General features: G+C 44.7%; 25 protein-coding genes. 9 read left to right on the top strand and 16 right to left on the bottom strand.

What is annotated here, in order from left to right; translation table 11 throughout:
• Window positions 1–100: 100 nt before the first annotated feature.
• The 4 genes from AM228_RS12245 to AM228_RS12235 form a co-directional block, all read right to left on the bottom strand.
• Window positions 101–1,168 carry an ABC transporter permease gene (locus AM228_RS12245; RefSeq protein WP_054466395.1) on the bottom strand — a complete coding sequence of 356 codons (1,068 nt, stop codon included), beginning with the start codon at window positions 1,166–1,168 and terminating at the stop codon, window positions 101–103.
• 147 nt (window positions 1,169–1,315) lie between these two features.
• Window positions 1,316–1,969 (bottom strand): glycoside hydrolase family protein, encoded by a 654-nt coding sequence (locus AM228_RS12240; protein WP_054466394.1) that lies wholly within the window; start codon window positions 1,967–1,969, stop codon window positions 1,316–1,318.
• A gap of 102 nt (window positions 1,970–2,071) precedes the next feature.
• Complete coding sequence (locus AM228_RS34185) at window positions 2,072–2,260, bottom strand: hypothetical protein (protein WP_197285283.1); 189 nt, start codon at window positions 2,258–2,260, stop codon at window positions 2,072–2,074.
• A 190-nt stretch (window positions 2,261–2,450) separates the two neighbouring features.
• On the bottom strand, window positions 2,451–3,110 hold the full coding sequence (locus AM228_RS12235; RefSeq protein ID WP_054466393.1) for an SDR family oxidoreductase: 660 nt from the start codon (window positions 3,108–3,110) through the stop codon (window positions 2,451–2,453).
• A gap of 201 nt (window positions 3,111–3,311) precedes the next feature.
• Here AM228_RS12235 and AM228_RS12230 point away from each other — a divergent pair, with 201 nt between their 5' ends.
• A complete protein-coding gene (locus tag AM228_RS12230) occupies window positions 3,312–4,010 on the top strand; it encodes a DUF1997 domain-containing protein (RefSeq protein WP_231636767.1) in 699 nt (232 codons plus the stop codon).
• Window positions 4,011–4,217: 207 nt separating this feature from the next.
• Here the strand turns inward: AM228_RS12230 and AM228_RS12225 are convergent, their stop codons facing one another.
• The gene (locus AM228_RS12225) at window positions 4,218–4,694 is read right to left on the bottom strand and encodes a DUF4079 domain-containing protein (protein ID WP_054466392.1); all 477 of its coding nucleotides are present in this window, start codon (window positions 4,692–4,694) and stop codon (window positions 4,218–4,220) included.
• Window positions 4,695–5,014: 320 nt separating this feature from the next.
• Between AM228_RS12225 and AM228_RS12220 the strand changes: the two genes are divergently transcribed.
• Together AM228_RS12220 and AM228_RS12215 are read left to right on the top strand one after the other, a co-directional pair.
• Window positions 5,015–6,394: an ankyrin repeat domain-containing protein gene (locus tag AM228_RS12220; RefSeq protein ID WP_054466391.1), complete on the top strand. Its 1,380-nt coding sequence runs from the start codon at window positions 5,015–5,017 to the stop codon at window positions 6,392–6,394.
• Between the two features lie 146 nt (window positions 6,395–6,540).
• Window positions 6,541–7,617 carry an acyltransferase gene (locus tag AM228_RS12215; RefSeq protein ID WP_054466390.1) on the top strand — a complete coding sequence of 359 codons (1,077 nt, stop codon included), beginning with the start codon at window positions 6,541–6,543 and terminating at the stop codon, window positions 7,615–7,617.
• Between the two features lie 37 nt (window positions 7,618–7,654).
• On the opposite strand, the gene AM228_RS12210 is transcribed toward AM228_RS12215, so the two are convergent.
• A complete protein-coding gene (locus AM228_RS12210) occupies window positions 7,655–8,797 on the bottom strand; it encodes a glycoside hydrolase family 10 protein (RefSeq protein WP_054466389.1) in 1,143 nt (380 codons plus the stop codon).
• Between the two features lie 250 nt (window positions 8,798–9,047).
• On the opposite strand from AM228_RS12210, the gene AM228_RS12205 reads away from it, so the two are divergent.
• On the top strand, window positions 9,048–9,245 hold the full coding sequence (locus tag AM228_RS12205; RefSeq protein WP_054466388.1) for a hypothetical protein: 198 nt from the start codon (window positions 9,048–9,050) through the stop codon (window positions 9,243–9,245).
• A gap of 438 nt (window positions 9,246–9,683) precedes the next feature.
• Window positions 9,684–11,315 carry a glutamine-hydrolyzing GMP synthase gene (guaA, locus tag AM228_RS12200; RefSeq protein ID WP_369817717.1) on the top strand — a complete coding sequence of 544 codons (1,632 nt, stop codon included), beginning with the start codon at window positions 9,684–9,686 and terminating at the stop codon, window positions 11,313–11,315.
• A gap of 71 nt (window positions 11,316–11,386) precedes the next feature.
• On the opposite strand, the gene AM228_RS32445 is transcribed toward guaA, so the two are convergent.
• Entirely contained in the window at window positions 11,387–11,599 is a 213-nt protein-coding gene (locus tag AM228_RS32445; protein ID WP_156331718.1) for a hypothetical protein, read from the bottom strand.
• 225 nt (window positions 11,600–11,824) lie between these two features.
• On the opposite strand from AM228_RS32445, the gene AM228_RS12195 reads away from it, so the two are divergent.
• Complete coding sequence (locus AM228_RS12195; RefSeq protein WP_054466436.1) at window positions 11,825–12,664, top strand: prohibitin family protein; 840 nt, start codon at window positions 11,825–11,827, stop codon at window positions 12,662–12,664.
• Window positions 12,665–12,945: 281 nt separating this feature from the next.
• Here the strand turns inward: AM228_RS12195 and gcvH are convergent, their stop codons facing one another.
• Window positions 12,946–13,338, bottom strand: coding sequence for a glycine cleavage system protein GcvH (gcvH, locus tag AM228_RS12190; RefSeq protein ID WP_054466386.1), 393 nt, complete (start codon window positions 13,336–13,338; stop codon window positions 12,946–12,948).
• A 273-nt stretch (window positions 13,339–13,611) separates the two neighbouring features.
• On the opposite strand from gcvH, the gene AM228_RS12185 reads away from it, so the two are divergent.
• A complete protein-coding gene (locus tag AM228_RS12185; protein WP_054466385.1) occupies window positions 13,612–14,427 on the top strand; it encodes an alpha/beta hydrolase in 816 nt (271 codons plus the stop codon).
• 397 nt (window positions 14,428–14,824) lie between these two features.
• Here the strand turns inward: AM228_RS12185 and AM228_RS12180 are convergent, their stop codons facing one another.
• Window positions 14,825–15,760 carry a lipopolysaccharide assembly protein LapB gene (locus AM228_RS12180; protein WP_054466384.1) on the bottom strand — a complete coding sequence of 312 codons (936 nt, stop codon included), beginning with the start codon at window positions 15,758–15,760 and terminating at the stop codon, window positions 14,825–14,827.
• Between the two features lie 777 nt (window positions 15,761–16,537).
• On the opposite strand from AM228_RS12180, the gene AM228_RS32440 reads away from it, so the two are divergent.
• Both AM228_RS32440 and AM228_RS12170 read left to right on the top strand, forming a co-directional pair.
• A complete protein-coding gene (locus tag AM228_RS32440) occupies window positions 16,538–16,756 on the top strand; it encodes a hypothetical protein (RefSeq protein WP_156331717.1) in 219 nt (72 codons plus the stop codon).
• 63 nt (window positions 16,757–16,819) lie between these two features.
• Complete coding sequence (locus AM228_RS12170) at window positions 16,820–17,887, top strand: hypothetical protein (protein WP_072160748.1); 1,068 nt, start codon at window positions 16,820–16,822, stop codon at window positions 17,885–17,887.
• Window positions 17,888–18,446: 559 nt separating this feature from the next.
• Here AM228_RS12170 and AM228_RS12165 read toward each other — a convergent pair.
• The 7 genes from AM228_RS12165 to AM228_RS12135 form a co-directional block, all read right to left on the bottom strand.
• The gene (locus AM228_RS12165) at window positions 18,447–19,226 is read right to left on the bottom strand and encodes an amino acid ABC transporter ATP-binding protein (RefSeq protein ID WP_054466381.1); all 780 of its coding nucleotides are present in this window, start codon (window positions 19,224–19,226) and stop codon (window positions 18,447–18,449) included.
• A gap of 74 nt (window positions 19,227–19,300) precedes the next feature.
• Window positions 19,301–20,518 (bottom strand): amino acid ABC transporter permease, encoded by a 1,218-nt coding sequence (locus tag AM228_RS12160; protein WP_054466380.1) that lies wholly within the window; start codon window positions 20,516–20,518, stop codon window positions 19,301–19,303.
• A gap of 179 nt (window positions 20,519–20,697) precedes the next feature.
• Window positions 20,698–21,861 (bottom strand): amino acid ABC transporter permease, encoded by a 1,164-nt coding sequence (locus tag AM228_RS12155; RefSeq protein ID WP_054466379.1) that lies wholly within the window; start codon window positions 21,859–21,861, stop codon window positions 20,698–20,700.
• Between the two features lie 297 nt (window positions 21,862–22,158).
• The gene (locus tag AM228_RS12150) at window positions 22,159–23,253 is read right to left on the bottom strand and encodes an amino acid ABC transporter substrate-binding protein (protein WP_054466378.1); all 1,095 of its coding nucleotides are present in this window, start codon (window positions 23,251–23,253) and stop codon (window positions 22,159–22,161) included.
• Window positions 23,254–23,371: 118 nt separating this feature from the next.
• Complete coding sequence (locus tag AM228_RS12145; protein ID WP_054466377.1) at window positions 23,372–24,547, bottom strand: homocysteine biosynthesis protein; 1,176 nt, start codon at window positions 24,545–24,547, stop codon at window positions 23,372–23,374.
• Window positions 24,548–24,611: 64 nt separating this feature from the next.
• Window positions 24,612–25,931: an AI-2E family transporter gene (locus AM228_RS12140; protein WP_072160747.1), complete on the bottom strand. Its 1,320-nt coding sequence runs from the start codon at window positions 25,929–25,931 to the stop codon at window positions 24,612–24,614.
• A complete protein-coding gene (locus AM228_RS12135) occupies window positions 25,928–26,182 on the bottom strand; it encodes a hypothetical protein (RefSeq protein WP_156331716.1) in 255 nt (84 codons plus the stop codon). The genes AM228_RS12140 and AM228_RS12135 overlap by 4 nt, the downstream gene beginning before the upstream one ends.
• Window positions 26,183–26,212: the final 30 nt, after the last annotated feature.

The following is a 26,212-nucleotide window of genomic DNA, read 5'->3' as shown; positions in this document are numbered from 1 at the left end:
AACTAACAACAAACAACTAACAACTAACAACTAACAACTAACAACCAACAACCAACAACCAACAACCAACAACCAACAACCAACAACAAACAACAAATAACTAACGTTGCCAACTGCGAGGATCCAATGCATCCCGTAGTCCATCTCCGAGCAAATTAAATGAAAGTACCGTGAGAATAATCAGCAAGGCTGGAGGCCAGACTAACCAAGGTTGCAGCACCAAAATCGAAGCATTAGTGGCTAAAGACAACATATTGCCCCAGGACGGATCCGGTTGCTGGATGCCCAACCCAATCAAACTCAATACTGATTCGGCGATAATAAATCCGGGGACGGCCAGGGTAGCAGAAATAATCACATAAGTCGCCGTTTGGGGCAGGACGTGACGAATAATAATGTAGAACGGTTGCGCCCCCATTGTCAGGGCAGCTTGAACATAATCTTGTTGTTTAATAGAAAGAACTTGTCCACGAATCACCCGCGCTAGTCCAGCCCAACTAATAAAAGAAGTAATCACCACAATTAATAAGAATCGCTGGGTGCTACTGATGCCTGGGGGTAAGACAGCAGCTAATGCTACGAGCAAATAAATGCTAGGAATGGTCATCATTACTTCTAATAAGCGCATGATGATCGTATCGGCGATGCCCCCAAAATAGCCAGAAATACCGCCAACAATCATGCCCAGGGGAAAAGAAATCGCAATGCCGACTAGACCAATAAATAAGCTAATTTTCGCCCCATGAATTAAGCGACTGAATTGGTCGCGGGCTTGATCGTCGGTTCCCAAGAGGTTAATTGTGCCTTCTCCTGTGGTGCCAAATAAATGTAAATTAGCGGGAATCAATCCGAATATGTTATAGGTTGATCCTTTGACAAACAAACGAATCGGTGAGGGTTGGTCTTTGTTTTCAATTAGTTCGCGATCGCCTGTTTCCAAGTCAATTGCCCCCTGAGTGGTGGGATAAACATGAGGACCGATCCAATTCCCGGATTCAGTTTTCCAATATATTTTGGTTGGCGGTAACAATGACCCATTCGCCTGTTGAAAATAGGGATCGTAAGGAGCCACAAAATCAGCAGCGATCGCGGCTAGGTAAAAAACCAGCAATAACACCGCACCTAATTGAGCTAAAGGATTTTTTTTCAGTTTTTTCCACCAATTCATACCATCCCTCCTGGAAATTTACCAAAACATCGCATTTTTAGGATAGAAACCGGGTTTCTTTAAAAAATCTCTGTAATCCCACCAAAATTGTCATAGAAACCCGGTTTCTAGCTGATTATTTTATATGTTAATTTATTTTGCCATAAATTATTGCAGTTCTTCTTGCAAAATTTCTTGATAAATATCGGGCAAATATCGACTCATAGAATTAGTTTCAATGCCATAACCTAAACTCGTCCAAGTCCCGGAAAGCAACCATAAAACTTCATCGATTTTCCCGTCCCGCAAGAGTTGAGGAATATCTACTCCCCAAGCCTCTGGGTCACTTAACCAACCATAAATCACCCTATCTTGATATTCCGGTTCAAAACTATAGGATTCCCAAAACAAAAATTTGTGCTGATTCGGGTGATAGCGTTCGGCCATTTCTTCCCAAGTAGTAGTAATAAATTGATAACGTCCCGCAGCAGTTGAGCAATTGCCATAATTTAAGCCAACGGAAATTCGTTCGCAAATATCGGGATGGCGATCGAGTTTTTTGACATATTTTCCCCCATAAATCACCCAATAGGGTCGAGATACATTAGATTCACTAGCGGAAATTGTCCGCATTAAAGCGCGAATATAGGGGTCGCCACCGCGCATAACTAAAGGGGCTTGATAACCCCTTTCGGATAACTCTAAGTTGGCTGATTTTCTGCTTTGGCAATGTTGCAGAAGTAATACCAAACTAATGGCGGCAGTGGCAGCAACAATCCGGTTGAATAATTTTGGTTGGGCTAATTTTGATGATGAAGTCACTAATCAAATATCTCTAAGTATTTGTTGTTTGTTGTTTGTTGTTTGTTGTTTGTTGTTTGTTGTTTGTTGTTTGTTGTTTGTTGTTGGGTAGGGATTCTTTTGTTATTTGTTGTTGGGTAGGGATTCTTTGGGTAGGGATTCTTTGGTTGGAGAAAGGGGAACAGTTCTCAGGGAACGGGGAAAGTCGTAGGGGCGAATGGCCATTCGCCCGTACAAAAGTCGTAGGGGCGAATGGCCATATAGCCTGACGGCATGGGCTTCGCAAGGACGCCCGTACAAAAGAAATATCACTATTAACTATTCACTATTAACTATTCACTCTTCACTCTTCACTCTTCACTCTCTCCTCTGTTCCCTGTTCCCTGTTCCCTGTTTGTTGGTTGTTGGTTGTTATTAGTTATTTGCGATGCCTCATTGAGAGTAAATTTATCATAACCAATAACAAACAACAAACAACAAACAACAAACAACAAACAACGAATTAACGAACATTGGCAAATAATTCCCTAAAAGTTTTAGCCGGTGCGTCAGGTTTGGCGATAATTTCCACAACTTTATTGTGTGATGTGGGTTCGGAGAGGGCAGCGACGCAAACTTGGGCGACCTTGGTACGGGGAAGACTGCCTTCAAACAGGGTGTCCGCATTGGACATAATCAGGAGATCGCCACTTTCATCGTTCCTTAGACCCCCCGGACGGACTATAGTATATTTCAGCCCGCTTTTTTGCAGATATTCTTCTGCCCTTTTCTTCCAGACCAAAATCAACCAAAACAGGTTGAGTGGATGGAATAGCTGAGAGACACAAAGCGATGAGACGAAAACAAAATGCTCGATTCCTTGGCTTTTGGCCACATCGACGAGGTTTTTGGTGCCTTCGTAGTCCACTTGATAGGGACCGAAAGGATCCAAACTGGGTCGGGCGCCGGTGGCACAAAGTAAGACGGTGCAATCTGCGATCGCCTCACGAATGGTTTCTGGCTTCAGGACATCTCCAACGACCAATTCCGCCTCTGGGGGCAGAACTTCTTGACCAAGTTCCCGGTTACGCACTAAAGCTCGGACGGGAATCTGTTGGTTTAAGAGTTCTTTGACAATTCGGCGTCCGGTTTCCCCGGTTGCTCCGGCTACAAATGCTTTCATGTGTTGACGATCAACCAATATTTCTGGAACTATCTTTTATTAATAGCCGGTTTTGCACAGAATTGAACCTTTGAGGATGAACCAAACAGCCCTGAATTGCTGGCTCCATCTCAGTCTGCTCCATCTCAGTCTGCTCCATCTCACTCAACGGATTATTTTCAGGAAAAGCGGGTGATGCAACCACTGACGCATGAGCCAATTATGACTGCAATGCCAACTCCGACAAATGCCGATGGAATCGACGCATCCGTAACGAATGAACCGACTTGGTTTCAAACCCACTTTATTGGCTGTATGGAAATGTTCGCTGATGCCAAAACTGCCGCTGAATATTTTGACGCTCACCAAGGATGGTTTATCCGTTGTGCTCATCCGATGAAAGCCAAACCAATTGGCGCAAATGGTTATGCTTTAACCATTGGCAAGTTTGGCTCTTTTGGTTATCAGGTGGAACCCAAAATTGGCCTGCATTTGTTGCCCCAAGATGAGGGGGTTTATCGAATTGAAACGATCCCCGTACCCAACTATACGCCCCCTGGGTATGAAGTGGACTTTAAAGCGGTACAAACCTTGGTAGAAATTCCGTTTGAGCCTTCAGAAGAATTAGCGGCAGATGGTTCAACTCTGCCAAGTAAAATGACTCGTGTGGAGTGGCAGTTAGACCTCAAAGTTGGCGTCTGCTTTCCCCAATTTATTAAAAAATTACCGGAAGCGGTGATTCAAAAAACCGGCGATCGCATTTTGGCTCAAATCGTCAAACTGGTTTCTAATCGTCTCACCTATAAAGTCCAGGAAGATTTTCACACCAGTCAAGGAGAAGCCACCCTGAAACTCTTTAAAAAACATTGGCAACAAACCAAAGGTCGTGGGGTTTGCGAACAAGTTAACCCCCCACTCTAAAACCGCACAAAAAAGCCACAAAACCCACAAAACCCAAAAAAAAAAGGAGGCGATCTTGCGCGATCGCCTCCTTTTTTTGGCTTTTTTACCCTCGTTCCCAGGCTCCAGCCTGGGAACGAGACCATCGTAGGGGCGAGAAAATTTCCGGTAAATCTTGCCCCAGATCCTTAACTTGGGAGGATCAATCCAGAATTAGGCAGAAAAATATTACAGACTGCTGACAATTTTCTGGACAATTTGGACCCCGCTAAAGGCTTGCCAAGCAAATAGCAGCACCAAAATCATATTCAAGCCCACATGGAGCGATCGCGCCCAGTCAGCACCTTTCTGCATAAAAGGCGCCAAAGCAGCGGAAGTCGCAATCATGGCAGTCATACCCAAACCGACCAACAAATGCGGCCCCACAAACAACTTGCCATTATTCACATAAGTAGCAGCCATCCCGCCAATGGTGCCGAGCACCATCAGCGCCAACAGGATCGAACCCACTTGATAGTGTTTCGTATTGTATTTACCTTTAATCAGTTCTTTTTTCTCTTCCCCCGTCGCTTGTCTGGTTTTCTTGGCTTTTATCCCCAGAACCAGAGCGTAGATCGTCAGGGCAAAAATCACCCACATCAGAACTGGATGTAAGAAAGGCAGCACATAAGTTTGCAGTGGTTCGGGAAGAACTTCAATTCGCATGGTAATTCTCTATTAATTAGCCGATAGTTAGCCGATAATTAGCCGATAGTTAGGCGAAAATCTTCATAAAACTTATCATAAATTTAGGATCCACGGATCAAATTCATTGTTTAACTTTAATCTAGAGGTAATAAAAAGCCAGACTAACCCAGCGGAAGCGATCGCAACCAGGATGAGTTTTTCCCGTTGCTGAACATAGCCCTTTAGCTTTGCTAACGGCTTTTCTAGCGCAGCAACTCAGACCACTGGTTCAAACCCATAACCAATGGGTTACTCTGATCAACATTGCCCAATTGTTTTAGGTGACAAGAGGCTCCCGTATGCCCTCTCAGCAAGATATTTTATTACTACAGGCAGTCCGAAGTGGCCAAATCACTCCAATTTCAGCATTAATTGCCCAAGGTGCTGATGTGAACACCACGGATCCAGAAGGTACAACGGCTTTAATGTTTGCCGCGTCTCAAGGCTACACAGAAATCGTGCGAATCTTGGTTGATGCTGGTGCCAAAGTCAATGCTCGAAGAAAAAAATATGGCGTCACTGCTCTGATGTTGGCTTGTGCTAACTACCAGCTAGATGTTGTGAAATTTTTACTATCGAGAGGTGCGAATGTTAATGATGGAAATGATGATGGCAGCACCGCATTAATGGCGGCGGCCATGAAAGGCAAAGCCGTCCTAGTGCATATGCTACTGGATGCCGGGGCTGACCCCAATGTCTCCGATCAAGATGGGGATACTGCCCTGAAAATTGCCTTAAACCTAAGCTTTGCCGATGTGGTAGAGATTTTACTCCATGCCAAAGCCCAACTCCAGGAAGCCGACGCCATAGCCGCCTTCCTGACCGCTGTCACCAAAGCGGATTTGGCCATGATTCAAACCCTGCTGTCATATAAGCCAGAGTTGGTCAATTGCCACAACGAAGACAGTGAACCCCCATTGTTGTTAGCGGTTGAGCATCAAAAAACCTCCATTGTCAAAGCGTTATTAAATGCCGGTGCCAATGTCAATGCCCCAGACTTAGAAGGGGAAACCCCATTAATGGCAGCAGCGGCTAGTGGCAATGTGGAATTGGTGCATATTTTATTAGATGCTGGCGCCCAGATTAATGCCAAAGACAAGGATGATGAAACCGCTTTAAATCTGGCGGTTGTGGAAGGATATCTGGATGTGGTGCAGGTACTGCTCGATCGCGGTGCCGACTTTCAGCAGCGCAACCGACTCGGCGATACGCCGCTGTTAGTTGCCGCATTGCAAGGACATCAGGATATTGTGGCCTTGCTGCTACAAAGAGGAGCCGATATTAATGTGAAAAACTTTAATGAAACTCCCCTGACCCTGGCAGCAACATTCGGCCATCTCAAGACCGTGAAAGTGTTGCTCGATGCCGGGGCATCGCCCAATACCACCGTGTCCGAAGGGAAAACCCCATTAATGAGAGCCGCTGACAGAAATCATATTGCCGTGATGCAGGCGTTAATCGAAGCTGGTGCCAATCTCAACCAGCAAGATGATGCCGGGGCGACCGCCTTAATTTGGGCGGCGTCTCGGGGTCGTGAAGAGGCGGTCAAAGTGCTGATTTCCGCAGGGGCAGACTTGAATTTAAAGAACCAAGGAGGTTATACCGCATTAGCGATCGCTGAATTCAACCGCTATAGAAAAATATTGCGTACCCTTCAACAAGCAGGAGCGCAAGAGTAGTCAATCTGGAATCACCACAAAGACCCAGACAACACACAACAGATTATCTTTATTTTTCTTTATGTCTCTTTATTTCTCTTTGTGTCCTGCCTTTGTGGTGTTTTTGTTGACAAATAGATCGCCAAATTCACAGATGCTTAATTCTTATGCAAAAATCATTTGATTTTCAAATCCTCAATCAAATTAGAGGTTTTTTTTGTGTTTATATTGTTTTTCATAATTTCACAATTAATTTATATCATCTAGACATCGTGCCGTTCCCGGTCAAGCTGATCGCCTCATTGGGGCAAGAAGTGGTGATTGGTTTTTTTTTAATGAGTGGATTTTTAATATTTTTTTCTTTGGCAAAAAAATATGCTTCTTTTAAAGAATTTTTAATCAAAAGATTTCAGCGAATTTACATTCCTTTCATTTTTTCACTGCTGGTTTCCGGTTTTATCGGCTATTTTACCGGCAGTTTATCTAAGCTTTTTACCTGGCAACATTTGATAGGAAATTTACTTTTATTGCAAGATTTCGGCAGTGTTAAACCGGGAACTTGGTTTTACCCATTTTTGGGCAACTTGCCTTTATGGTCACTTTCTTATCAATGGTGGTTTTATCTGTTAGTTTACCCATTGTATCGGTTATTGCCTAAAAATGAAAAGCGAATTTATTGGGTGTTGCTGATTTCCGTATCTGCTTATGTAATTTATTCAATACATCCGAATCAAATATGTTTAATCTTGACTTATTTTATCTTAGAATGGTTGGGGGTTGAGTTAGGATTTATTTATTTAAAACATCAGAAAATAACCCTGCATCATACTCGAAACTGTTTAATCGCGATCGCCGTGATGGTCATCGTCACCGGACTGCCAATTTTTAGCTGGTCAACCATTAAATTGGGTCATTATCCTTTTTTGATTTTTCGGCATTTTTTGATAGGGTTAATTTTCTTGTTAATCAGTATGGGGGCATTTAAAATCAACTGGCAATGGTTTTTTAAGCCCCTGCTGAGTATCTTTAACCAAGTCTACCCCATTTCTTATGGCTTATATGTTTTACATTATCCGCTCTTGGTGCAGTGGGGACTGAGAAATTTTCACGACCAGGGTCGAATGCCTTGGCCAGATTTATGCCTGAGCTTCCTGACCTTGATTGTTTTATCCTATCTCGCAGAAATTCAACTGCCGAAATTGATTAATTGGTTGGGGGAAAAATTAGCTTATAAGGCAAATTGATGGGACAGAATAAAATTGGTCAAGGTCAATGAAAGCGTTAAATCAAATCCTTCATATGATTTATGACTTTGCTGAAGATTGATTGCGACTGTTTTTGCTGCACCAATTTCTCTAAATCATTAATCGAGGGAAATTGCGCGGGATGTAAGTAGGGGCCTGAACCCAGGGCTTTGGCTAAGGCATTATTATTTTCTCGTAAGCCTTCATAGAAAAATAAGACTTCTCCAGAGACACCACAGTATCGATTAAAGGCAATGGCTTCGATTAAGTCTGATTCGGAAATGCGATAGTTGCCGATTTTAATTAAAATTCCCGGCGACAACCTCGGCAAATGTGCCGATTTATATTCTAATTTGGTGATATAGCTGATGGTGCGTTTATAGCTGGCTAAATCTCGGCGATAAACTTGGGGATGAATCAGATCGACTAAGTTACGATTTAACCAAGTTTTCGAGTCTTGTAAATATTCATCTAAACACCATTTATAGATATTCGGGGATAAAGAAACAATCAGATTAGGGTTGACTTGTTTAAGATTTTGGTAAAGCCTGGATAAAAAGTTGGTTAAAATATCCGATCTCCATTGGATCCAACGAGCATCGTAAGGATTTTCTGGGGGGTCACAGTCGAAGACTTGGCGATAGGCTTGAATGGTGTTTTGATCGTAGCCTCCTGCACTGGGGAGGGCTGGCATTCTATCATCTCCTTGGATGCCATCAATGGGATAATTCTTGGCCACCTCTAAAACTAATGAACTGAGGAAATGTTGCACTTCGATGTCAAAGGCATTCATCCATTCAAAGCCATTTTTGCTCAAGAGATTTCCGTCGCGATCGCGGGCTGCCCAGTGAGGTTTTGCTTGCAAGATTTTGCCGCCTTTTTGCCGATAGGAACAAGCAAAGCCATATTCAAACCAAGGAATCACTGCTAATCCTACTTTTTTGGCGGCTTCGCACAGTTCCCCCAGGGGGTCACGATCTTGAAATTTTGGTAAGATTTTGTAGCCGAAAGCTTCCTGCATTATTTGGGAAGGATAGAGGGTGTATCCTTGGTTCCAAACCACGGGAAATACCACATTAAATCCAGTTTCCGCGAGGAATTCCATTGCTTCGGTGATTTTATCTTTAGAGGTGAGAACTTGGCTGTCGGTATTCGTTAGCCAAATGCCGCGTATTTCCATTGTTTGATTCGCTCCTATTTTGGTGAAACTGACCGCCGATCCGCAGGTGGAAATTTGATGAGCCTCTGTCTGCTAAGATAACAAGATTTATCCCCTTGTCCGCAATTGCCCAGCTTAGGAACCGCCCGACTGGATCCCAGCGTTACCATAACTGATATTTAAGCGGAGATATAACCAGCCAACCATCGATTCGGGGCGATCGCTCACAATCGCCAAATCGGTCGAATTGCAATAGCATTAATTTAAGAAAATGTCAACAATTTTTAAATATTTGTATCGAGGGCTGGATGAAATTGATCAAATTGGGGTCAATTTTCATGCCCCTGATCGGCGAGATCGCCCCATTGTTGAGTCGGGCGATCGCTCGATTACATTCCCATCCACAGCAACGGGGAAGTTCAAGCCGGTTGCCTATGATTTAATCGTCATCCTCGCCGCCAAATTATAGCTAAATTAGAGCCAAATTAGAGCCAAATTATAATTAAAAGCAAAAGATGAGAGGCATTACCGCCACAACTATGCTAATCTAGGCAACATAAATTGAAAGTTGAAGTTATCAGGAATTTCATCAATCTTTACAGAAATTCGACCCTAAAAGCCTGATAAAAGCCTGAATCGATGGCCGAAAAATTTCTGCAAAGATTGTTGGATCCAGAAATGTTGCCATAGGGATCTTAGGGTCTTAGGCAAATTCCTGAATTGCCGTTCATAGAGGTTGCTCAACTCTGCCCCTGGTCAATCGAAACCGAAAACACAACCGTACCATTGACCCACTTGATCCAACACGATCCATCATTGATCGTTTAGCAAATTTTTAGCGCCGGATAATTTGCCTAAATTTTTGCCCTCGACAATATCCAAATCCGTCTTTTTAAGGGATTTCGCCGTGATTGCACAAACATCTACTCAACCAACTCCTCAGCAGGAATCGATCGTCAACGAGTCAGACCTGGAATCACTTAGTCGCCAGATGCTGGTGATTTTAGATTTTGGCTCTCAATATTCCGAGTTAATTGCCCGACGAATTCGGGAAACACAGGTGTATTCGGAAGTTTTATCCTACCGAACTACGGTTTCACAAATCAAACAACTAAATCCTCAAGGGATTATTCTGTCTGGCGGGCCAAATTCCGTTTACGATGCCAACGCCCCTCAGTGCGATCCAGGGATTTGGGACTTGGAGATTCCTATTCTGGGAGTCTGCTACGGGATGCAGTTGATGGTTCAACAATTAGGGGGCATCGTGGAACGGGCAGACAGAGGTGAGTATGGTAAAGCCTCTTTGTTAATTGACGATCCTACGGATTTGCTCACCAATGTGGAAGATGGGGCAACGATGTGGATGAGTCATGCGGACTCCGTGAAGCAACTGCCCGAAGGATTTGAGGTTTTAGCTCATACAGAAAATACCCCTTGTGCGGCGATCGCCCATCACGAAAAACAACTCTACGGGGTTCAATTCCATCCTGAAGTGGTGCATTCTATTGGCGGTCAAGCCTTGATCCGCAACTTTGTCTATCATATTTGTGAATGCGAACCCACCTGGACAATGGCCGCATTTGTGGAGCAAGCGACTCGGGAAATTCGCGCCAAAGTCGGAGACAAGCGGGTTTTATTGGCCTTGTCTGGAGGGGTTGATTCCAGTACCTTGGCCTTTTTGCTGCATAAGGCGATCGGCGATCAGCTAACTTGTATGTTTATTGACCAAGGGTTTATGCGGAAGAATGAACCAGAACGGTTGGTCAAATTGTTTCAGGAACAATTTCATATTCCCGTGGTTCACGTCAAAGCCCGCGATCGCTTCTTAGTCAAAATTGCCGGAATCACCGATCCCGAAGAAAAACGCAAGCGCATTGGCCATGAGTTTATCCGCGTCTTTGAAGAAGAATCCAAACGCCTTGGCCCCTTTGACTATCTGGCCCAAGGAACCCTCTATCCCGATGTGATTGAATCTGCCGATACCAATGTTGACCCCAAAACCGGCGAACGAGTGGCGGTAAAAATTAAAAGCCACCATAATGTCGGCGGTTTACCCAAAGATTTGCGCTTCAAGCTGATTGAACCCTTACGCAAACTATTTAAAGATGAAGTGCGGAAAGTGGGCAAATCCATCGGTTTACCGGAAGAAATTATCAACCGTCATCCTTTCCCCGGCCCAGGATTGGCCATTCGGATCCTCGGTGAAGTCACCGAAGAACGACTGGAAATTCTCCGGGATGCGGATCACATTGTCCGACAAGAAATTAACCGACAAGGAATGTACAGCAAATTTTGGCAAGCCTTCGCGGTTTTGCTGCCGATCCGCAGTGTGGGTGTGATGGGAGATCAGCGCACTTATGCTTATCCCATTGTGCTGCGCTTTGTTTCCAGTGAAGATGGCATGACCGCTGACTGGTCTCGCGTTCCTTATGATTTCTTGGAAACTATTTCTAACCGAATTGTGAATGAAGTTCCAGGGGTCAACCGGGTGGTTTATGACATCACCTCTAAGCCACCGGGAACGATTGAATGGGAATAATTCTTGATTAGTGACTCAGCCAACGGGTTGCGGGCGATCGCCTCAATTCATCTCCATTGAGGCGATGAGTATTAACCCTTAATCATCTCCATGATTTTGGTGCATGATTTTGGTGCATGATTTTGGTGCATGATTTTGGTGCCGATTTTGGTGCATGATTTCGGCGATCGCTCTTTCCTGGTTTGTCGGTTTTGCTCTTTTGTGGAAAACTCAAAAAAATCTGTGGAAAATTCATCCCGTCTGTGGAAAACTTCGAGCGGCAACAGCCGCTCATCCCCATTCATTTCTCACCGGCAAAATGACCAGCAACCTATTAACCAGTGACTTCTAGGTGAAATCAAGTGCCTTGTTTTCAATGGTGCGATCGCTCAAATTAGTCAAGACTTACCCCAAACATTTCTAATCAGGGCGAGCGAGCGATTCCCTCTATGAGGAGCTTGTTTAGCATATGGTTCATTACCAAAATTTTGGCCTTAATTCTCAGCAAAATTATCAGAAAAAAACGTTCCATGAAAAATTCTTACAACCAAAGTTTCTCCTTATTAGTAGCCGGAATGATTACCGGATTATTAATTCTGCTTAGTTTGAGTTCTTTTGTAATTATTGACCCCGGTGAAGCGGGAGTGATCAGAATTTTAGGCAAAGCCCAAGATGGGGCGTTACTAGAAGGAATTCACCTCAAACCGCCGTTTATTTCCACCGTCGATATTTATGATGTCACCGTGCAAAAATTTGAAGTTCCTGCCCAAAGTTCTACCAAAGACCTGCAAGAACTGACCGCCAGATTTGCCATCAACTTCCGGCTCGATCCAGACAAAGTAGTGACGATTAGAAGAACTCAGGGGACTTTAGAAAATATTGTCGCCAAAATTATTGCTCCCCAAACCCAGGAATCTTTTAAAATTGCCGCAGCTTTGCGGACTGCCGAAGAATCGATTACCCAACGCAGCCAACTGAAACAAGATTTTGATAATGCCTTAGAAGCACGGTTAGATAAATATGGGATTATTGTCCTGGATACCAGTGTGGTTGATTTAAATTTTTCCAAAGACTTTGCTCGCGCTGTTGAAGAAAAACAAATTGCCGAGCAACAAGCTCAACGAGCGGTGTATATTGCTCAAGAGGCGGAACAAGAAGCCCAAGCAGAAATTAATCGCGCCAAAGGAAAAGCTGAGGCGCAAAAACTATTAGCTGAAACCCTGAAAGCCCAAGGGGGTCAATTGGTACTCCAGAAAGAAGCGATCCAAGCGTGGCGGGAAGGGGGCGCTCAAATGCCGAAAGTTTTGATTATGGGAGATAAATCCAGCAGTGTGCCATTTATCTTTAATCTCAACGATCTGGAAAATTAAGGTTATTTGTTGTTTGTTGTTTGTTATTTGTTGGTGGGAGGGAATATAGCAATTTTCGGAGTTATGAAGTACAAAAAAACCTGTCCCGAACAGCCGATGGCGGCCTAAGCGCGCTTCGCGCAGGCTTCGCGCCTTCGCGGGGGTAAAGGCGGGAATCTTTGAAAACCTCTGTACTTCATCCAATAAAAACCGCACTAACGAATAACAAATAACAAAAATCGCGCTACCGACTGGTAGCGCGATGGCCAAAAAAACCGTCACTCAGCCCGGTACTCCTGGACTTATGCTTCCCCTTCTACTTGTTCTCTATACTCACTCGCAGTTAAGGCATCTTGCAATTCATCTTCATTCGTAATCCGAACTTTGAGTAACCAACCTTCTCCATAAGGATCTTCACTAAAAATCTCCGGCCCATCAATCACTGCTTGGTTGCGAGAAATCACCGTCCCAGATATGGGGGCATACATCTCTTCTACCGCTTTCACCGACTCAATGCTGCCAAAGCTTTCACCTTTTTTTATGGCATCACCATCTTCCGGCAACTCGACAAACACAATGTCACCGAGTTGGTCAATGGCATAGGCACTGATGCCAATGGTGGCAATTTCGCCATCGAGTCGGACATATTCATGGGTGTCTAGGTATTTCAGGTCTTCTGGGTATTCCAAAGCCATGTTTTTTTCCTCTGTATAATGATTAATTGGGGATTAATTGGGGATTAGTTTTTTGTGCGATCGCATCTAGAACCAGATCCAGATCGACAAAGACTATCTCAACACAGAATTTACCCAAAAGTTGGGTGAATGGGCTGAGATGTTCGCCGGTGACTTAGCGGTTATGTTGCTACATCATCCTGGATGGTTTTCCTTTGTCGTCATCTCAAAACAATTGCCAAGATATCCCCGTAAAGATTATTGCCTAAACAATTAAATCTAAGTTGCCCAGAGATGAACAAAAAAAAATTACGCCAGTTGCTGATCGGCGACTTTTCCTGGCAACGGTTAGTGCGTTCCATCATCTTTGTTTATGTGGCCATTGGGTTTTGGGGTTATTTTTTCTCAAATTCCCTGATTTTTCAACCTCAACCCGCGACTTATTCTGACACTTCGGAAATCCTCAAACTCAAATCGGCCAACGGGGAGTTGATTTCAGCAGTATATTTACCCAACGATGAAGCCAAATATACGATCCTCTACAGCCACGGCAATGCGGAAGACTTGGGGGATATCCTGCCAGTGCTCCAAGAAATTCAAGCAATGGGATTTGCCGTGTTTTCTTATGACTATCAAGGATATGGTACTTCGGGGGGTCAGCCCACCGTAGCGAAGAGTTATCAAGATATTGATGCGGCCTATCATTATTTGACGCAGACTTTAGGCATTTCCCCCAATCAAATTATTATCTACGGTCGTTCCGTGGGGGGCGGGCCTTCGGTGGATCTGGCCGCCCGTCAGCCCGTAGCTGGTTTGATTTTAGAGAGCGCTTTTGTCAGTGCTTTCCGGGCTTTAACTCAAGTCCCCCTTTATCCCTTTGATAAGTTTGAAAATTTGGCCAAAATGAAACAAGTTAATTGCCCCGTTTTGGTGATGCACGGTAGGGAAGACGAGGTGGTGCGCTTTTGGCACGGACAGGCATTGTTTGCCGCTGCCAAAGAACCCAAGCTTTCTTTATGGGTCGAAGGGGCTGGCCATAATGAGGTGATGTGGGTAGCAGGCGATCGCTATTCTGCCGCTTTGCGAGACTTTGTAGAATTACTGCCCTAATGGGAAGCAGGGGTGCAGAGGAGCGGAGGGGCGGAGGGGCGGAGGGGATGAGGGGATGAGGGCGTAGCCCTTCGGCAGGCTCAGGGTAAGAGGTGTAGGGAAAAGTGAATAGTGAATAGTGAATAGTGAATAGTGAATAGTGATACTTCTTTTGTACGGGCGAATGGCCAGAAAGCCCCTACGACTTTTAACTTGTACGGGCGAATGGCCAGAAAGCCCCTACGACTTTTCACTTGTACGGGCGTCCTTGCGAAGCATAATCCGTCAGGCTATATGGCCAGAAAGCCCCTACGACTTTTCACTTCTCCCCCCGATGGCGGCCGATGGCGGCCGATGGCGGCCCCACACCCTTTCTTTCCCCGGCTCCCCCGCACCATCCGCTCCCCACACCCCCGTTCTACGGCGACGCTGGCTTTTCTGGAGCCGAAGGTGGCGCGGGTAGATTTCCGGGAGGAGTTGCGGGAGGAGTTGCGGGAGGAGTTGCGGGAGGAGTTGCGGATGGAGTTGCGGGAGGGGCTGCGGGAACGGGCGGTTGAGCCGCTAATTGTTTAATTTGATCGCGATATTGTGCGGGAGACAAGTCTCCGGCAACTTTAAACAGTTGGCTGGCTTGATCGGTTTTACCTTGGCGTTTCAGGACGAGGGCTTTGCCCAGGATCGGGCGAAAATCTTTTTGATCCACTTTCATGGCTTCATCGTAAACCGCGATCGCCTCAGCGTAGCGTTCTTCCTGGGCGTAAACCTGACCCAAGATCACTTGCACGGAAACCACATCGATGGTGTTCGGAGAAATCTGATTTGCTTGAGGAGCGGTTTTCAAGGTTTCTTGTAACAATCCGATCGCCGCCTCTGGACGATTTTCGGCAATCAACAATTTCACCATGCCATCCAGAGCATTGGCATTACCCGGTTGAGCGGTGAGGATTTGACGATAAACTTGGGCGGCTGCCTCGCGATCGCCGGTTTGTTCCTTGGCTTGAGCCAATAACACCGCATAATTGGTTTGCTCTGGTTTCAGACGGACTAATTTTTCTAAGACATCAATCGATCCCGGTAAATCTTGCAATTGAAGTTTAACTTCCAATAGTCCTTGCAGGGCGGTTTCATTATCAGGCTCTCGCTGCAAAACCAGTTCATATCCTCGTGCCTGTGCTTCTAATTCTTCTCGTGGCAAAGTATTAACAGTTTGAGTTTGAGCAGGTTTTGTCTGATTGGCGGTCGGATCCGAACCAATCAGCCCTTGGATAAAGGGAGCTATTCCTAGCCCAAGAAAAGAGATTAATCCAATGCTCATTACGAGCACCGTTACCCAGCGATTGCGATTTTCTGACACGGAATTACATTGAACTCTATTAGTATTATCCTGACATATTATCCTGACATTCTTGCCTGTTAACTGCAAGGGCGATCGCCCCAAGCCAAAATTGAATCATTCATCGCCCCTAGGTAGCCGCCAATTCGCCCAATCATTCCATCTCATCCCTTGCCGAATTGAACCAAGCCGTCGGTTAGATATTTTCATCTAATGGGATCGGCTGAATTTTTTTAAAGTTAAAAACCTTCAAGCTTTCTGATTAAATTTTGCAAATATGAGATGGTTTCTGATAGATAAATTCGCGAAAATTTGCCGGTGAAATCAATAGTTAATACCGATCTGCTTTTAGCAAATTGAAAAGTTTTGGATCCAGAAGATCACAAAAGCGACTTTTTTTATCAGCTAAAATGTAAAGTGTAATGCTTGGAGGGGTTAACCGTCTGAAGCTGATGTATCCGATGACAGGCATGGCACTAGGGATATCCCTAGAAAATCAGCAAGAGAAGATATCAATGCCTAAACTAGGATCGAGGATCGAGAACTACGATCGAGAACTACGATCGAGAACTACGATCGAGAACTACGATCAAGAGAATCCGTCAAAAATAATGGTCAGACAAGAAAGAGGCGATCGGTCAAACCTACCAGATTTCGGGAGAAACCGAAGATTTTTTTGCCAGTCAAAGTAGAAATAGTACGGATTCTGGTATAGCATCCTTGGATTGAGTAAAATAAGCAGGCTGATGCTAAAAAAGTCTGTAAATCAAATCAAAGACAGAGAAAACACTTAAGCAGATGTGTATCCTATATCATCAGTGTATTCTCTGTATAGAGTTGTCCATCGGTGATATTTATCTGCGGAATGGTTCTGCTTCTGCCGTTCGCGAAGCGGTGCGGATGCACTTAGAAACAGCGCCATTCAGGGAAAATGAGAGGAAAAGAAATCGAAATCGATTTTTCTTGCTCTCAATATCTTGCCGTCGATCGCTCAAGCCCCTGTCCCGCACAGGGTAAAGATCGCAACGTCTCGTCTAAATACCCGTATAGGGATGTGTCTCCGCTGAATCTGGAGGTTTTATGAATTCCTCTCCGAATGAGTTTATCCAGTCAACTAAATCTACTAAATCCGCACAACCAAAGCCAACTCAAGTCCCTGAAGCACAGAAACCGTCGTCGGTTCCTAGTGCTCCTGGGTCCCCAAACCATGAAGAAATACCAACATCACCGCCTGTGAGTGCTCTAACTAATCCTGAAACCAACCACGAAATTGTCGAGAGCGATCGCGACGATGCTTCAGAAATCGAATCCATTGCGCGGCAACATCCCATTCCCCCGCCATCAGAACCCAAGCAGTATCGTGCCATTGGGTTAGTTCATGGCCATTACCGGGCCTCAGACGACCAATTTACCAAAGGTGACCTCGTCACCACCGACGGCACGGAAATTGATGCCGTGCTCTTGGGACGGGTAATGAGTTTAGTAAAAAATCATATTGACCTAAAAGAAAATCATCTTTGGGTGGTTTATCCTCGCACTAGACAAAAAAATGGTGAGTTGCACTTACAAATTGTGGGAATTTGGGAACCCGAACAACTCAGCCCTAAGCATAAAGCCATTGAGGGTAGTGACCTGAGTGCCGAGGCTACCCCAGACCAAAGCTCGCCATCAGATGCCAAAACCGTTGAAACCTCGGAATATCCACCCCTGGACGATGGGTATTTTTCCATTCGCGGTGAAGTGGTTTATCAATCAGAAGCATTTGAAGACCAGGAGCCACCATACATCATTATCAAAATTAAGCAGCATCCCCGTCAACCCTCTGATGAACCGAAGTTTTTCAAGTTAAAACTGCAAGGCAGTCTTACAGGAAAAGCGGTGGGTCATTTTTGGGACTTGCATCTGCACCGGCAAGGCCAAAATCTAATCATTGAGCAGGGAAATGATTTGGGTCTGGTGGGGCCAACCAAGGTCAAGAAAGGCAACAAGCCCGGTGGTGGGCGACCTGGTGGAGGCAAACCGCCTCGTTATCAGAAAAGCTTTCAGCGTCCCGATCAGAAGCCCGCTCAGTTCTCACCCCCAACTCGGTCTGGATCCGTTCCCAAACCCACGATTAAGAAGCGTCAAAAACCCAACAGTGAAACCTAATGCCAAATCTGCGGTAAACCCTAGCCTCGGATACTTCTAAAGAGGTGATAATAGGTGAGCAAAATCCTCATCATTACTTGCTATATTTTGCTAAATCTGGTAAAATGTATCAAGTTACAATTCATGCCCAGAAACATTTCGGTAAATTAGCTGCCCGGTGAAGTAAGCTGGGATCTCAGCACTGCCCTTCTGAGAACAATTCTTCTGTTGTAAAAGGAGAAGAAAGGTAATAACGGGCTAATTCTTTAAGTTCTTTAAGGATTAGCTTTGATGGCAGCATCCTTCACCATTGTTGGTGATGCCATACTATTCTCAGTTTTGTTCAGCTATGAACAGATTTGAGACGGTTAAATGCTGCACGTTGCATACAATGTCTCTACAGGAAACCGAGGTTATCGGAGCGAAAGCCCTTGGGATTGATCTAAACGAGTAGATAAATCCATAAGCCCCCCCTATTTCAGGGGGGGCTTATGGATTAGGGTCGATCGGCGCACTGGATCAACATCAGGATAAATCCCCGGCTGGGATTTCGCGGCAAATTGCGGCAAATTGGGCAAAATTAAAGAATTTGAGAGAGAAATTGTTGAGTTCGTTCTTCTTGAGGATTGTTAAAGAATTGTTCTGGGGTTGCTTGTTCGACTAAAACTCCATCGGCCATGAACACAATGCGATCGGCTACTTCTCGCGCAAAGCCAACTTCATGGGTGACACAGACCATCGTCATGCCTGATTTGGCCAAGGTTCGCATTACATCCAAAACTTCTCGCACCATTTCCGGGTCTAAAGAAGAAGTGGGCTCATCAAATAACATGATTTTCGGCTGCATGGCTAGGGCTCGTGCGATCGCCACCCGTTGCTGTTGACCCCCGGATAATTGCCCCGGATATTTATTCGCCTGTTCTAAAATTCCCACCCGTTCTAACAATTGTAATGCCACTTCTTCGGCTTTTGCTTTCGGCCAACGTCTCACCCAAATCGGGGCTAAAGTCACATTCTGTAAAATCGTTAAATGGGGAAATAAATTAAACTGTTGAAACACCATCCCCACTTCTTTATGAATTTCTTCAATATTTTTTAAATCATGGGATAACTTAATGCCATCGATAACAATACTGCCTTTTTGAATTTCTTCTAAGGCATTAAATGTTCTAATAAAGGTGGATTTTCCCGAACCCGATGGCCCCATAATCACTACCACTTCCCCGCGTTTGACCGAAAGGCTGACTCCTCTGAGGGCGTGAAAATGATTGCTGTACCATTTATGGACATCGGTAGCAATAATGGCGTATTCTTCTGAACTGGTTTCGATGGGAATAGTGTTAGATTGTATCTGTGTCATGGTTTTAAGTTGGATTGATTAACAATGGATTCAGGGTGTTTTCTATTATAGGATATCTGTCTCTGACCACAGGTTTATCGATGTTCAGTATTCAACTGTTCTTCTAATTTTTGGCTGGCGATCGACAGAGCATAGGAAAATACCCAGTACAGGATGCCAATAAAAATATACACTTCTAAGTAGCGTCCCAGAAACTTCGGGTTGGCGAGAATTGATCGGCTTATGCCTAATAATTCCACTAAGCCCACAATCGAGAGTAAAGTTGTATCTTGAAATAAGCTAATAAACTGACCGACAATCGCCGGAATCGCCACTTTTAAGGCTTGGGGTAAAATAATTAAACCTACGGTTAAAGGGGTATTTAAGCCTAATGCTTTGGCGGCTTCCATTTGACCTCTGGGAATCGCTTGTAGCCCGGATCGGATGTTTTCCGCTAAGTAGGCAGAACTAAACATCGTTAATCCAATAATAGCCCGTAATACCCGGTCTGGTCGCATTCCTTCCGCCAGGAATAAGGGGAGTAAAACTTGCCCCATAAAGAGAATGGTAATTAGGGGTAAGCCCCGAAACACTTCGATATAAACCGTTGAGCAAATGCGGATTACGGGTAAACTACTTTGTCGTCCTAATGCTAATAATACGCCAATGGGAAAGGATAATAAAATACTGCTAATTGACATGAGTAAGGTCAACATTAGTCCTCCCCAGAGGTTCGTGGAGACTAATTTTAGTCCGAGTCCACCGCCTATAAACCACACACAAATTAACAAGAGGAGAAACCAGGAAAAAGGCAACCATTTGCCGATTTTTGGTTGAGTATTTCCCAGGATTTTTCCCCCCCAAGCCCCCGCTAACAGCAATAATAGGATGCCGATTAAGAGTAAACGAGGGGCGATCGCTACTGGAGTCAGCACCGCCAAGACTCCGGCGCCCCCAGCACCAATTAAAGTATTTTTACTAAATAGAATTCGGGAATTTCGGGCTAAAAATCCCCAGGTAATCCCAGACAGGAGGGTAATCATGCCTAAGATTACCCACAATCGCCAATATTGATCGACGGGAAATCGCCCGACAAAAAATAGGGGTAGGTTAGCGGGAATTACATTCCATTTCGCTGTGGTGAATGCCCAAGAGATAAACCCGGTTAACATTGATAATAACAGGGCAGTAATCCCAATGGTAATCAGACTATTGTACCAGGTATTAAATAGATTTTTTTGCAACCATTCCTGGGCAGTTAAACCGGCGGTTTCAGGCGGTTGATTTGATGGATTTGATGGGATATAATTCATGGTTAATCAATGTTCGTGGTTCGTGGTTAGTGGTTATTGGTGATTTGTTGGTTGTTAGTCAACAGTTAGCAGTGGCCCGCGCATTCGCGCATTGATATTGACGGAGCACCAACAAATTTAGGCGCAAATGCGCGGGTACTTCGCGAATGCTTCGCCGGTACAAAAGTTAATCATCTAATTTATCGTTCTCGTAATTGCACCATGCGGTTTAATCGGTTCATGCCTAAAGAAATGAATAAATTAATGCTAAGATAGGTGGCCATGATAATTAACATCACTTCGATCGCCCGTCCGGTTTGGTTAAAGGTGGTATTGGCGACATTATACATATCCGCATATGCTACAGCGATCGCCAAACTGGAGTTTTTAGCTAAGTTCAAATATTGACTATTTAACGGGGGAATAATCACTCGCAAAGCTTGAGGAAATACCACTAACTGCATAACTAAACCGGATTTTAATCCCAAAGATCGGGCAGCTTCCCATTGACCTTTGGGGACAGATTGAATCCCCGCACGCACAATTTCCGCAATATAAGCCGCTGTATAAATTACTAAACTGACTAAAATTGTGGTAAATTCAATCGTCAGGCGTAATCCGCCTTCAATATTATTGGTGGTGGGATTAAATATTGGCCTTTGCCAACCTAATCCTACGGTTAAAGTGAATAAAGCAATGATGCCAATGATGCCCAAGGTAATTAATTGCGGTTGGCCAGACTCTCCCCGTTCTACCATAATTTTAGTTCGCTGTTGTGAAACGATGACAGCAGCGATCGCGCAAATCACTAACACCCCTAAGCCAATAATTCCTTGAATCCCTGACGGCCAAGGTAGAAAAATTCCTTGTTTAGACAAGAAAACTGAGTTCAAAAATCTCAAACTTTCTTTAACCGGAGGCAATTGGACAAACACCCCATACCAAAACACAAGCTGTAATAATAGGGGAGTATTCCGCACAATTTCCACATAAATAAACGCTAACTGACGCAGCAGCCAATTATCGGAAAACCGCGCAATTCCCACAGAAATTCCTAAAAAAGTTGTGAGAATAATCCCAAAAAACATGACCCGGAGAGAATTTAATAAGCCTGCCAATAAAACGCGACGATAAGGATCGGTCGGAGTATAGGGAATTAAACTATCCAGAATACTAAATCCGGCGGAGGTATTTAAAAAATCAAAGCCAAAATTACTGCCGGTTTGGCTGATATTTCGCGTCAGGTTAAGTCCTAAAAGTGCGAATAAACTAACCACAACGACAATGACTAAAACCTGGAAGGCAATGCGCCAAAATCGGCCATCTCGCCAAAGGGTAATTTTCTGATATGAGTTGAGCGTCATGGGTGCAAAGTGAGTAAGTTTGCCTGAATTTTCAGATAAGTTTACGGATTTTGGGCAGACCGTTAACGAGAGCATCTTAATTATGTAAATCAGGATGTAGGGGCAAAGCATAAGTGCGACAATTTGCGGATTTTTACCAGAAATTCACTTATGCTTCGCCCTTATCGATATTTATCAGCCCTATTCGTAGGTAGGGTTAAGGAAAGAGTTGCATAGTAAAATCCTCTCTCCTCTCTCCTCTCTCCTCTCTGCTAGGTTGGGTTTCGTTCCCAGAGTCCAACCTACAATTAACTACAATTAACGGAAGGGTGGAGAATACATCAAACCGCCGGGAGTTGTCCACAGAGCATTCAGACCACGGGGCAGTTTAAATTGGGAACCTTGACCCAGGTTTCTTTCATAAACTTCGCCATAATTTCCCACGGCTTTAATTGCATTGGCGGCAAAATCATTACTTAATCCTAGACCTTTACCCAGGTCGCCTTCGGTGCCTAATAAACGTTTAATATTGGGGTTAGCATTGGTTTTCATTTGCTCAATATTGGCTTGAGTCACCCCTAATTCTTCCGCTTCAATTAAGGCATAAGTTGTCCATTTGACCACATCAAACCAAGCGGAATCATTATTTACTGTCACCGGGCCTAGAGGCTCTTTGGACATGGTAACATCCAGGAGAATATGTTCATCCGGATTGGGGAGAGTGCTGCGACGGGCAACCAGTTGAGACCTGTCAGAAGTGATTCCTTGACAACGACCTTCTGCATAAGCCGCATAAGCTGGGTCAGCTTGTTGGAAAGTAACAGTTTCAGACTGGACATTCCGTTGACGCAGGGCATCAGTTAAATTGAGTTCTGATGTGGTTCCTGCTTCCACACAAACGGCTTTTCCTTGTAAATCTTCTAATTTAGTAATCCCGCTATCTTTGCCAACCATCATCCCCTGTCCATCGTAGAATGTGGTTGGGGCAAATTCTAAGCCAACGGAGGTATCACGGCTAATTGTCCAAGTGGTATTGCGAGAAAGTATATCCACTTCTCCTGCTTTTAAGGCTTCAAATCTTTCTGTCGAGTCTAAATTGCGATATTCAACTGCATTGGGATCCCCCAAAACTGCTGCGGCTACTGCTTTACAAATATCCACATCTAAGCCGGAATATTCACCACTTTCATTGACAAAGCTAAATCCGGGGATTTTGCCATCAACGCCACAAATGAGTTGGCCTCGCTGTTTGACAATATCGAGGCGACTTTTACCTGTTCCGGTGCTGGTTGTTGAGGTGGAATTTGCCCCAGAGGAATTTGTGGTGCTGCTGGTGGTATTCGATGATTCACAGGCTGTGAGTGTGGCAACTAACAGCAGTGTTCCTATGAGCAAAGAACCGCATTTGTGCATAGTTTTATGGTTTTATGTTGGTTGTTTATGGGCTGGGCAGGTTGATTTTCAAGCGGTTGAGGTGATTACCTCTCCATGATTTGCCTGAAACGCTTTAAGCTTACCTTAAGTGTTATGGTTAGTCCAAAGTCATTTGAGAACCCCAAAGATTTTGGGGCAGAAAAGATCGATTCATGTCCAGGGGGGCGACGGGCTCGGTGAGGGTGAATTCCCCTTGAGCAATCCATTGTTTGAGTTCTAAGGCGACTTGACGAGATAGGTAGATGCTGGCTAATGGGGCAACCCGCACGGGTTTGCCTTCGATTTTTAGGCGTCCGGTCTTGAGTTGAGCGTAGCTGACTAAACCAAAGGTGGGGCGAACTCGGCGCGGGATGGAGAAGTCTACCACGGGGGCGACGATTTCTTTGTCGGAGACGGCACAGCATTGAACTACGGCTTCGTTGAGGACGGGGAAGGCAACGCCAACTCCGAGCATGATCGAAGGGCCATAGTTTTTGAAGTAGCAGCCGCGCACCCATTTGGGATTCATTTGTTTGGCGTCGCCAATGAGGGCTAGGGTGGCCGCAGGGCCGATGGGGGTCTGGTTGGGGAGGCGCTTTTGCAGGGGAAAATGCTGGGTGCCTTCCCAGGCGACATAGCCAATGCCACCTCCCAGGAAAATGCGGCTACCAATGCCGATCAGTTTGAGTTCTGGGTCGTTGAGTAGGGGAGATAGGGCGCCGATGTTGGAGTAAACGGCGTTACCGAGGCGCGGTTGTAAGGGGCCGAGGTAGGTATAAAGGGGGCGATCGCCTCCATTGACTCCCACAATAAAATTTTGGTAAAGATTTCGAGGATTGTAGAGATAAAACTGATTAATCGTATCGCGGGAAATCGTGGTTTCAAAAGAAGCCCGGGGATAGCAGTCGGTTTCTTGACCGATCGCCCGCAAATGGACAGGTTTGCCCGCAATCAGATTGGCAATCACATGACCGCCGCCAATTTCTCTGCTTTCGTCGCCATCTTCGCTGACTTCCGTGGCACCTAAATACAAATCTACCGCCCCAAAGCCAGAATAAGCTAAGACGCCATCTAACCAGCAACGGCGGATTTTAATTGGTGGATCTGTATGACCTAAGTTAATAATGGCTCCCGATGATTCCATGGGTTCAAACGTGCCCGTTGTCACCACATCAACTTCTTTCGCCATCTGAGCCACGCTAGTTTCGGCGACTCGGGCTTTTAATTCTTCTACAGTTAAAACAACTGCACGTTTTTCTTTAATTTTTTCGTTAATTTCCGCAATAGTTCGCATTTTAAATCTTTAATCAATTCTCAGGAATGGATGAAAAAGTCTCTAACCCTATTCAAACAATAGATTAAGCCTGGGGAGAGTTTTCCGAAGCCTCAGATACATCCTCTGATGCCGGTATATTTTCCACCGCATTTTCTAGGTTTTCCTGCGGCGTCACGGCTCCAGAAGGAGAATTTGTTGGGGTTATATCAGTGTTTTCTGAGGTTTCTAAAATTTCTGGCGGTGGATTGGCGGAAACTAAGCAAATCGCTGGTTCTGGATCTAAGAATTGACTTATTTGATTTAAATTAGCCATATTTTCTGAAATATTCTCCAGTTTTTTATCCCATTTATCTAAAACATCTTTCATTAAAATTTCCTGCACCCAAACTTGAGCGACTACGGTCAATGGCAAAGCCAAAAATAAACCTAAAAAACCAAAAAATGTAGCAAAAAATAGTTGAGCTAATAAGGTGATAGCAGGCAGAAGTGAAACCTGTTGAGCCATCACAAATGGGGTGAGAAAATTACTCTCCGCTTGTTGAATTAAAATATAAAGAATTAAAACCGCGAGGGATTTCCAAGGGTCATCTAAAACAGCAATGACTATTGGTGGGAGAACACTCAGACCAGGCCCAATATTGGGAATAAAGGTGAGTAAACCGGCTAAGACTGCGTGAGCGAGGGCTAACCGTACCCCCAAAATCGATAAACCGATCCAGCTTAATACGGTAATTGCGGTCATGTTCAGCAATATCCCAACCAACCATCCCCCCAATGCCACATCACAGCGGTCTAAAATATACTCCACTCGTCGCCGATAAAAGGAGGGAAATAAGCGGACAAATGCTCTGCGGTAGGCGAGGGGTTCTGCTAGGATCATAATGGATAAAATCATTACCAGCAAAAAGCTGAGGAAGACCCCTACGGTGCCGCCGACAAAGCCCACAGTTCCGCCCAGAAATGCCCCAAGTCCTTCAGCTATTTGATTGATCAGATTTTGTACTTGTCTGATGATGTCTTCGATTTTGAATAAATCGAGAACTCGTTGGCCGAGTTCTCCAGAAAACCGATATTCAAGCTGGTTCACCCAATCATTTAAGGTTTGGATGCCTTTATTAATTCCTTGGGGAAATCTGTTGGTCAGTTGTTGGAATTCAACCACAAAAGGTGGCACAATGATCAGTACCACAATGGTGAAGATGAACACCAAGAAGCTAATGGATAAAAAGACCGCCCACGATCGCTTTAAATTTTTCCACTGTTGTAAAAATCTGGCGAATCGGTTTAAGGCTGTGGCTAAAATTACCGCAGCGAAGACCAGTAATAATATCTGCCGAATTTGCCAGAGAATGTAAAACGATAGGATAAAAACTAATAAACCAATGGATTGACCTAAATTCACAGCGATCGCTCCTGATTATTGGTGGGTGACAACGGCAATAATTCGTTTTGAAGCAATTGGGATTTTTTAATTCGCCAAGTTAAGAACCCACCGAGGCACAAAGGGGGCAGTAAAACCGCTCCGAGGGCGATCGCGCTCACGGGGGGAATAGGTAATAAAGGCCCAATATACTTAATTCCTAGGGAAATTAAGGCAGAAGCCACCATGACTTTGAGCAAAAATTTAACCACATTACTATCCATACTATCCATTACTAGGTATCACTGTCTGGAGTTATTCAT

This window comes from Planktothricoides sp. SR001, from assembly GCF_001276715.1.
Lineage (GTDB): Bacteria > Cyanobacteriota > Cyanobacteriia > Cyanobacteriales > Laspinemataceae > Planktothricoides > Planktothricoides raciborskii.
The sequence above is the reverse complement of the archived record's forward strand: the minus strand, read 5'-3'. Positions and strand labels throughout refer to the sequence as shown.